9 protein-coding genes are annotated in these 6,821 nt (G+C 43.6%); 2 read left to right on the top strand and 7 right to left on the bottom strand.

Annotated elements, in window-relative coordinates:
* Nucleotides 1–55 precede the first annotated feature (55 nt).
* Nucleotides 56–967, bottom strand: coding sequence for a UDP-N-acetylglucosamine 2-epimerase (locus RJ41_RS14655; protein ID WP_084081908.1), 912 nt, complete (start codon nucleotides 965–967; stop codon nucleotides 56–58).
* Between the two features lie 344 nt (nucleotides 968–1,311).
* Between RJ41_RS14655 and RJ41_RS14650 the strand changes: the two genes are divergently transcribed.
* Nucleotides 1,312–1,854, top strand: a complete 543-nt coding sequence (locus RJ41_RS14650; protein ID WP_039222349.1) for a gamma carbonic anhydrase family protein — start codon at nucleotides 1,312–1,314, stop codon at nucleotides 1,852–1,854.
* Here the strand turns inward: RJ41_RS14650 and aroE are convergent.
* A complete protein-coding gene (gene aroE, locus RJ41_RS14645; RefSeq protein ID WP_039222347.1) occupies nucleotides 1,851–2,690 on the bottom strand; it encodes a shikimate dehydrogenase in 840 nt (279 codons plus the stop codon). The two genes, RJ41_RS14650 and aroE, sit on opposite strands and share 4 nt — an antisense overlap.
* On the opposite strand from aroE, the gene RJ41_RS14640 reads away from it, so the two are divergent.
* The gene (locus RJ41_RS14640; RefSeq protein ID WP_014947737.1) at nucleotides 2,689–3,120 is read left to right on the top strand and encodes a group II truncated hemoglobin; all 432 of its coding nucleotides are present in this window, start codon (nucleotides 2,689–2,691) and stop codon (nucleotides 3,118–3,120) included. The genes aroE and RJ41_RS14640 overlap by 2 nt on opposite strands.
* Nucleotides 3,121–3,244: 124 nt before the next feature.
* Here RJ41_RS14640 and RJ41_RS14635 read toward each other — a convergent pair whose 3' ends face one another.
* From RJ41_RS14635 to RJ41_RS14615, 5 genes are all read right to left on the bottom strand, one after another.
* A complete protein-coding gene (locus RJ41_RS14635) occupies nucleotides 3,245–3,925 on the bottom strand; it encodes an OmpW family outer membrane protein (protein ID WP_014947736.1) in 681 nt (226 codons plus the stop codon).
* A gap of 235 nt (nucleotides 3,926–4,160) precedes the next feature.
* Nucleotides 4,161–5,093 carry an oxygen-dependent coproporphyrinogen oxidase gene (gene hemF / locus RJ41_RS14630; protein ID WP_039222335.1) on the bottom strand — a complete coding sequence of 311 codons (933 nt, stop codon included), beginning with the start codon at nucleotides 5,091–5,093 and terminating at the stop codon, nucleotides 4,161–4,163.
* Nucleotides 5,090–5,695, bottom strand: a complete 606-nt coding sequence (gene tsaC, locus RJ41_RS14625) for an L-threonylcarbamoyladenylate synthase type 1 TsaC (protein ID WP_039222334.1) — start codon at nucleotides 5,693–5,695, stop codon at nucleotides 5,090–5,092. Before tsaC ends, hemF begins: the two co-directional genes overlap by 4 nt.
* 21 nt (nucleotides 5,696–5,716) lie before the next feature.
* Nucleotides 5,717–6,259, bottom strand: a complete 543-nt coding sequence (locus RJ41_RS14620) for a DNA topoisomerase family protein (protein ID WP_039222332.1) — start codon at nucleotides 6,257–6,259, stop codon at nucleotides 5,717–5,719.
* 85 nt (nucleotides 6,260–6,344) lie between these two features.
* The gene (locus RJ41_RS14615) at nucleotides 6,345–6,821 is read right to left on the bottom strand and encodes a DUF494 family protein (protein WP_014947732.1); all 477 of its coding nucleotides are present in this window, start codon (nucleotides 6,819–6,821) and stop codon (nucleotides 6,345–6,347) included.

The raw sequence follows: 6,821 nt of genomic DNA, 5'->3' as shown, positions 1-6,821 counted from the left end.
TCAACACTTATTTTAAAAAAAGTGTCACATTCGTTTTGAACGCTCAAAATACCAACTATTTCCAGTATTTCAGCTTATTCCTTAACCTGAACTTGCGCCACAGGTTAAGCGGCTTAGCTTTTATCTTACCTTTATAGTTACTATTAAAGTCATCGACTGCATCTAAAATACGTTCGCAATTATGTCCATCTCTATAGGCTTCATGATAATGGGCAAAGTCATTAACCTCTTTCATTAATGATGCTGGTCGTGTTAATGCAGTTTCAATGGCGTTTTCTACTTCGCTTACTTCTGTGACATTAAGTAAATGTTGTCCAGGGTTTGTATTGCGATAAGTGACAACAGGTTTGTTCATCATCATAAACTCTAAAATTATAGAGCTGCTGTCACACAACATGACATCTGATTGCTGAAAGTCTTCAAGACGCACATTATCGACAAACGTAACGTTACTATATTCATCTGCCAGCGCACGATATCTATTTAATAGTGCTTGATCGTTGAGTTTAGGATGAAATGTTAAACGCCAATTCCATTTCTTTTCTTTCACTAACCTACTTATTGTGTCGACAAGTACAGGAGCAGAGGTAATGCCTTTAGAAAAAGTGGTGGCGTAGAGAATAGTGGGAACATCGTTTTCCTTCTTATATGAAGAAAAGTAGTCATCCACTTTAGCCCAACCTGTTTGATACACTTTAAAAAACTGATGCTTTGCTTCAAGCTGCTTAAAATACTCTGTGCTACTTGGCCCCTGAGTACAGTACATATCAAACCACCCGCGAATAGAGAAATGATCATCTGTAGCGCTACTCTTCTCCCCTCGCTTGCCAATCGGATAACCGTGAAAGACTGATACCTTTATACCTGGCAAAAAGTGATAGATGATATTTCCACACGCAAATATGGCTAAGGGGTTGTATTCAATAACATCATTAATAGTATGAAGGCGAATTTCATCAGGCTTCAATAGATCGGGACATTCTCCTTCCAAAAACCACGCTACTTCGTCACCTCTAGCCCTAATGGCCTCTTGTAGTGGTCTATAAATAGGATACGCATAGGAAAGGGCAGTGAAAAATACATAGCGCTTGGGCATTACAACGTCTCGATAAATTCTATTAGCAAGCTACATTATCATTTTTCTCCTTGTGATTTGCTACCCTCCTCTTCGCGTATTGCTACCCCAAGATAGTTACCTGTTGCTTAAAGCATTACAGGTAGGCTCTGTAACCACCCTACTAGTACCAACTCATCGGCATTGCTGTTAGAGTTTGCGTAATTCACTTTCTGCGCAATTTATATGAGTGTGTAATGCATAAATCGATTGATAGTTTTAAAGGTGTTTCTCCTATATTAGGAAAGAATGTCTATGTTGATGGCTCGGCAAGAATCGTCGGTGATGTAGTTTTAGAAGATGATGCGAGTATTTGGCCGATGGTTGCAGCCCGTGGCGACGTGAACAAAATTCGTATTGGCGCCCGTTCTAATATTCAAGATGGCAGTGTTTTACACGTTACCCGTAAATCTGAGAAAAACCCCGACGGCTTCCCACTTATTATTGGTGAGGACGTTACCGTTGGGCATAAGTGTATGCTGCACGGCTGTCAGTTGGGTAATCGAATTCTCGTTGGCATGGGCGCTATTGTAATGGATGGTGTAGTTGTTGAAGACGATGTGTTTATTGGTGCAGGTACATTAGTACCGCCGAACAAAAGGTTAGAAAGCGGATTTCTTTACGTGGGAAACCCCATGCAAAAGAAAAGGCCGCTCAACGACGCTGAAATGGCATTCCTGAAACAGTCTGCCGTTAACTATGTTGTATTGAAAGATGAGTACCTTGAAGAAGCGAACTAGTTTCGCTTCTCACCTTGCTCAACGATAGCCCTGACACGTTTTACAATATCTGAAGTATCGGGGCGCTTTTGTGTCCATATGTAGAATGCTTCAGCCGCTTGCTCAACCAGCATCCCTAATCCATCGATTTGTGTCTTAACACCAAGTTCGGCCGCATCTCTCATAAAGCGCGTGGGTGAGTTTTTATAAACCATGTCATACACCACTTCACAATTTTGTAAAACACCATCATTTAAACGGCACGGCAATTCATTGCTTAAACTGGCGGCTGTTGAATTAATAATAATATGAGGCGCAACGTCTGCGATATCCTCAAGCGCGACCACCTGCACTTTAGCGTTAGAGGCAGCATTTACTACTTCCTCAGCTTTTGCTTTGGTTCTATTTGCAATGGTTAAAGAAGCGGCCCCTGCTTTTATTAACGGGGAGATTACGCCACGGGCTGCGCCGCCGGCACCAATAAGCAACACGCGCTTACCCTTAATTTCCACACCGCTGTTAAGCAAGTCGTTTACCAGCCCTACACCATCAGTGTTGTATCCCCACACTTCACCGCTGTCACCATTCATTAGCGTATTAACAGCTTGTGCATCTTTGGCTGCTTGGTCGTCTACCTTTGCCAAGTTGAATGCATCAAGCTTAAAAGGCATAGTGACGTTACAACCTACCGCGCCTTCCTGAGCTAAAAACGCGTTGGCGGCATCTACAAAACCATCTACTGGCGCAAGTATCTTTTCATAAGAAATCTTTTCTCCCACTTGTTCAGCAAACATTTGATGGATAGTTGGTGATAAACTCTGTGCTATAGGATTTCCGAATACAGCGAATTTTTTCATGGGAATACGAGACTTATTTAATATAAAGAAGAAAAGCGATAATCGTGCTTCGCAGAGTACACCATATGAACGTATAGGTGGAGAGGAGAAAGTACGGGAATTAGCAAATACGTTTTACGACATAATGGAAACCGATCCACTCGCCAATGAATTGCTAGCTATTCACCCCCAGCCATTAGACAGAATTCGCCACGTGTTCTTTCTATATTTAAGTTTATGGCTTGGTGGTCCTGATGATTACCAGCAGCAGTATGGCCACCCGCGTCTGCGTGCACGCCACCTACCTTATACCGTAACACCGGAGTTAAAAGCTCAGTGGATGTATTGCATGCGAAAAGCCATGTTTAAAACGGTTGAAGATATCGCCTTAGCTCAACAGTTGATAGACGCACTTGATCAACTCGCCAATCACATGGTGAATACAAAATAAAAAAGCGCGTTGAAAGGATTAACCTTTTAACGCGCAACTCCCCTGTTACTGTCTACGCTCTTTATGGCGCATAAAGTAGTGCAATTGTGAAAGCCTAATAGTTAATAAGGCGCAGAACTAATAATTAGAATGTGTAACCCACCGATAAGGTATACACCCAAGGATCTATTTCAATATCACTTACCTTTCCAGCAGCATCACCCACTTTGAAGGTTGCTTCGGTATCTATATCAATGAATCGAACCGATGCATTGACATGCCATTTGGTATCAATTTGGTAATCCATTCCCACCTGTGCTGACAAGCCAAATGAATTATCAAGCGATAGGTCGCTTAAGCCAGCTGTTTCATTTGCACCTGTAAACTCTTCATCAAATATAAAGGTATAGTTGATACCTGCACCAATGTACGGCTGAAACGCAGAGCTGGCATCATTAAAATAGTAGTTTGCGGTAAGCGTAGGAGGAAGATGCGTGACTTCACCAAGCTGATTACCCGTCCCTAACGGATCAGCAACAGAAAAATTAACGTCGTGCTTAAAGGGCGTTGCGGCAAGCAGCTCGATATTAATATTGTCAGTAATAAAGTACGCTACATTTAAACCAAGCTGAGTATCGTTATCGATATTAAGAGCCACGCCAAGATCAGTTCCACCCGCGACGATGTTAGACGTCGATTCGTCAGGAGCAACGGTCGTAAGACCGCCACGAACAATCCAGTCGCCCTGCTGGTGAGCGCTAGCTAAAGGTGAGAGTGCAGCAAGTGTAAGGCAAAGTGCAGATGCAGATAAAAAGTGTTTGCGCATGATGTGTCTCTTTTGTGTTTAACTAAGATGGCGCTACTTTACGCCTGTGGTTAAGAGAAACATTGATCCAGCGCAAGTTTGATAACTCACTGAAACGCAGATGATATTCCACCTTGATGTAGATCAAAAAAAAACGCCGCATTAACGTTAATACGGCGTTTTTTAGTCATTAAAGATGAAAGCTGCTATCGGCGGCACACTTAAGGATTTAAGCGCAGCCTTATTTAACAATTGATCACCAATCAGTAGGTTTTAACCAGTCTGTCAGCTTGGCCTCGGCGCTACCCGGTGCAGGCGTGTAACAGTACTCCCAACGCGCTAGCGGCGGCATCGACATTAGAATTGATTCCGTACGTCCGCCGGTTTGCAGTCCAAATAAAGTGCCCCGGTCGAATACAAGGTTAAACTCAACGTAGCGGCCCCGGCGATAAAGTTGGAAATCACGCTCTCTTTCGCCGAAATCGGTTTGCTTACGACGTTCAACAATAGGAACGTAAGCATCGATGAAGCCATTACCAACAGCCTGCATGAATGCAAATGACTGTTCAAAGCCCCATTCATTCAGGTCGTCGAAGAATAAACCGCCCACTCCGCGAGTTTCATTGCGATGCTTTAAGTAAAAGTAGTCGTCGCACCACTTTTTGTACTTAGGGTAGACATCATCGCCAAACGGCTTACATAATTTTTTAGCGGTATCATGCCAATGTACAACGTCATCTTTAAACGGATAAAATGGCGTTAAGTCGAAGCCACCGCCAAACCACCAAATAGGTGCCTCGCCCTCTTTTTCTGCAATAAAAAAGCGAACATTAGCGTGTGACGTTGGGATATACGGGTTATGTGGATGAATAACGAGTGAAACACCCATAGCCTGAAAGTTTCTTCCTGCTAATTCAGGCCGATTAGCCGTTGCTGATGCCGGCATTTGACTGCCAAACACATGGGAAAAGTTAACGCCACCTTGTTCAATCACTGCACCATTTTTTAGTACTCGAGAACGGCCACCGCCACCTTCTTCACGCTGCCAACTGTCTTCGACAAACTGGCCCTTACCGTCGGCAAGTTCAAGGGTTTGGCAAATAGTGTCTTGCAACCCCAGTAGATAACTTTTTACTTGTTCTATTACTTCAGCGGCGTTTTTACCGTCCAGTAATCCTGCTGATGTCATGCTCTTATTACCTCTGCTGTGTCGCCATCTCGAATGGTGCTAGGTTTAGTTGCACCGCCTACTTCCCCTTCGACGTAGAATACAGAATCAGCGAATACGTTTTTTGCTTCTTCAGTGGTCGTGGCCGGCGGTTGGCCGGTCAGGTTAGCGCTTGTAGAAACTATTGGTTTTCCTAGCTTATTACACAGCTCCACTACCACTGGGTGGTTAGTTACGCGCACCGCTATTTTACTATGCTTGCCGGTTAACCAAACTGGCGCAGATGACGACTTAGGTAATAGCCAGGTATTAGGGCCTGGCCAGCTCGAAAAAATATCAGTGCGTCTATCTGGGCGAATGGCATTGTCGTTTACATAAGGCAGTAGCTGACTGTAATTCGCAGCAATCAAGATCACGCCTTTTTCTACCGGTCGCTGTTTTATCTCTAACAGCGCATTTACTGCGGCTTCATTGTCGGGGTCACATCCGATGCCCATTACCGCTTCGGTTGGATAAACGATTAAACTGCCAGCTTGGAATGCGGCAACAACAGGGTCTACTTCAGGTGAGTTAGCCTCAACGGGGGTAAACGTGTTTACGTTCCCATTTTGGATATCAGACATGGTTTTAATCTCTTCGTATAGTTACTTTTTATAGCCGCAAGCTGGCTGAGGACACTGTAACTGCCCCTTTTTATCTATCAATACTCCCCAACCGCAGTCTGGGCAGCTTTCATTTACCGGCGTGAAATTTAGCACATATCGACATTGTGGATAATGGTTGCACGCAAAAAACTGTTTGCCGTATTTGTTAGTACGCGAGATTAGGTGTCCTTTCTTACACTTTGGACAATCCACCAAAGTGTCTTCTTTTTCTTTAATGGGCTCTATGTGATGGCATGAAGGAAAATTAGTGCATCCGATAAACATGCCAAACCGCCCCTTCTTTATGGCTAAGTCGGATGCGCACTCTGGGCAGGCTACACCGTCTAAGGTTTTCAGTATGGTGGTTTGTTTATCGTGAAGTGGCTTACTAAAGCTACATTCCGGATAGCCCGTACACCCGATAAAAGGGCCGGATTTACTGTTCTTTATATGAAGAGGTTTACCGCACTCGGGGCAATCTCCGAAATTATCATCAAGAGCATGCTCGTGCGCTGAAAAGAGTGAATGGTCTATTTTAGACATGTATTGGACGTTAAGGCCTTAAATGCGCTGTAATTTTACAGCGCATTTTTAAGTAAAGATTCAAATACCAGTGACTACAACTGCATTAATGCAGAACACCATCTGGCTCTTCGAACAAAAGATCTTCCATTTGTGCGTAGGCTTTCTCTTTGCCAGGTACGTTGAATAGTACCATTAGCACAACCCACTTCAGGTCTTCCAAGCAAAACTCATTGGAATCAATTTCCATAACACGATCTATAACCATTTCGCGTGTGGAGGCATCCAACACATTGACCTGCTCTAAGAACATAAGAAAACCGCGACATTCCACATCTAAACGCATTTGTTCTTCATGCGTGTAAATACGGCTTAAGCTAGTGCTAATGCCTTTACAAAAGTACGGTTTGATATCCGTCTCTTGCAGTGCCGCTAACTTTTCTAACCATGCGAGGGCTTTATAAATCTCATCGTGATGAAATCCTGCGCGCACAAGCTCTTCCGTTAACTCGTCTTGGTCAACACGAATTTCCGTTTCACTGTGAATGAAGTTTTCAAACAGATACATGAGGATATCGAACAT

The organism is Alteromonas marina, assembly GCF_000808575.1.
In the GTDB taxonomy this organism is placed as follows: domain Bacteria; phylum Pseudomonadota; class Gammaproteobacteria; order Enterobacterales; family Alteromonadaceae; genus Alteromonas; species Alteromonas marina_A.
The sequence above is the reverse complement of the archived record's forward strand: the minus strand, read 5'-3'. Positions and strand labels throughout refer to the sequence as shown.

What these genes read in the sequence shown, in the direction of transcription:
- RJ41_RS14650 (WP_039222349.1), top strand. Translation starts at nt 1,312, where the DNA reads ATGCATAAATCGATTGATAGTTTTAAAGGTGTTTCTCCTATATTAGGA.
- RJ41_RS14640 (WP_014947737.1), top strand. Translation starts at nt 2,689, where the DNA reads ATGGGAATACGAGACTTATTTAATATAAAGAAGAAAAGCGATAATCGT.
- aroE (WP_039222347.1), bottom strand. Translation starts at nt 2,690, where the DNA reads ATGAAAAAATTCGCTGTATTCGGAAATCCTATAGCACAGAGTTTATCA.
- RJ41_RS14635 (WP_014947736.1), bottom strand. Translation starts at nt 3,925, where the DNA reads ATGCGCAAACACTTTTTATCTGCATCTGCACTTTGCCTTACACTTGCT.
- hemF (WP_039222335.1), bottom strand. Translation starts at nt 5,093, where the DNA reads ATGACATCAGCAGGATTACTGGACGGTAAAAACGCCGCTGAAGTAATA.
- tsaC (WP_039222334.1), bottom strand. Translation starts at nt 5,695, where the DNA reads ATGTCTGATATCCAAAATGGGAACGTAAACACGTTTACCCCCGTTGAG.
- RJ41_RS14620 (WP_039222332.1), bottom strand. Translation starts at nt 6,259, where the DNA reads ATGTCTAAAATAGACCATTCACTCTTTTCAGCGCACGAGCATGCTCTT.
- RJ41_RS14615 (WP_014947732.1), bottom strand. Translation starts at nt 6,821, where the DNA reads ATGTTCGATATCCTCATGTATCTGTTTGAAAACTTCATTCACAGTGAA.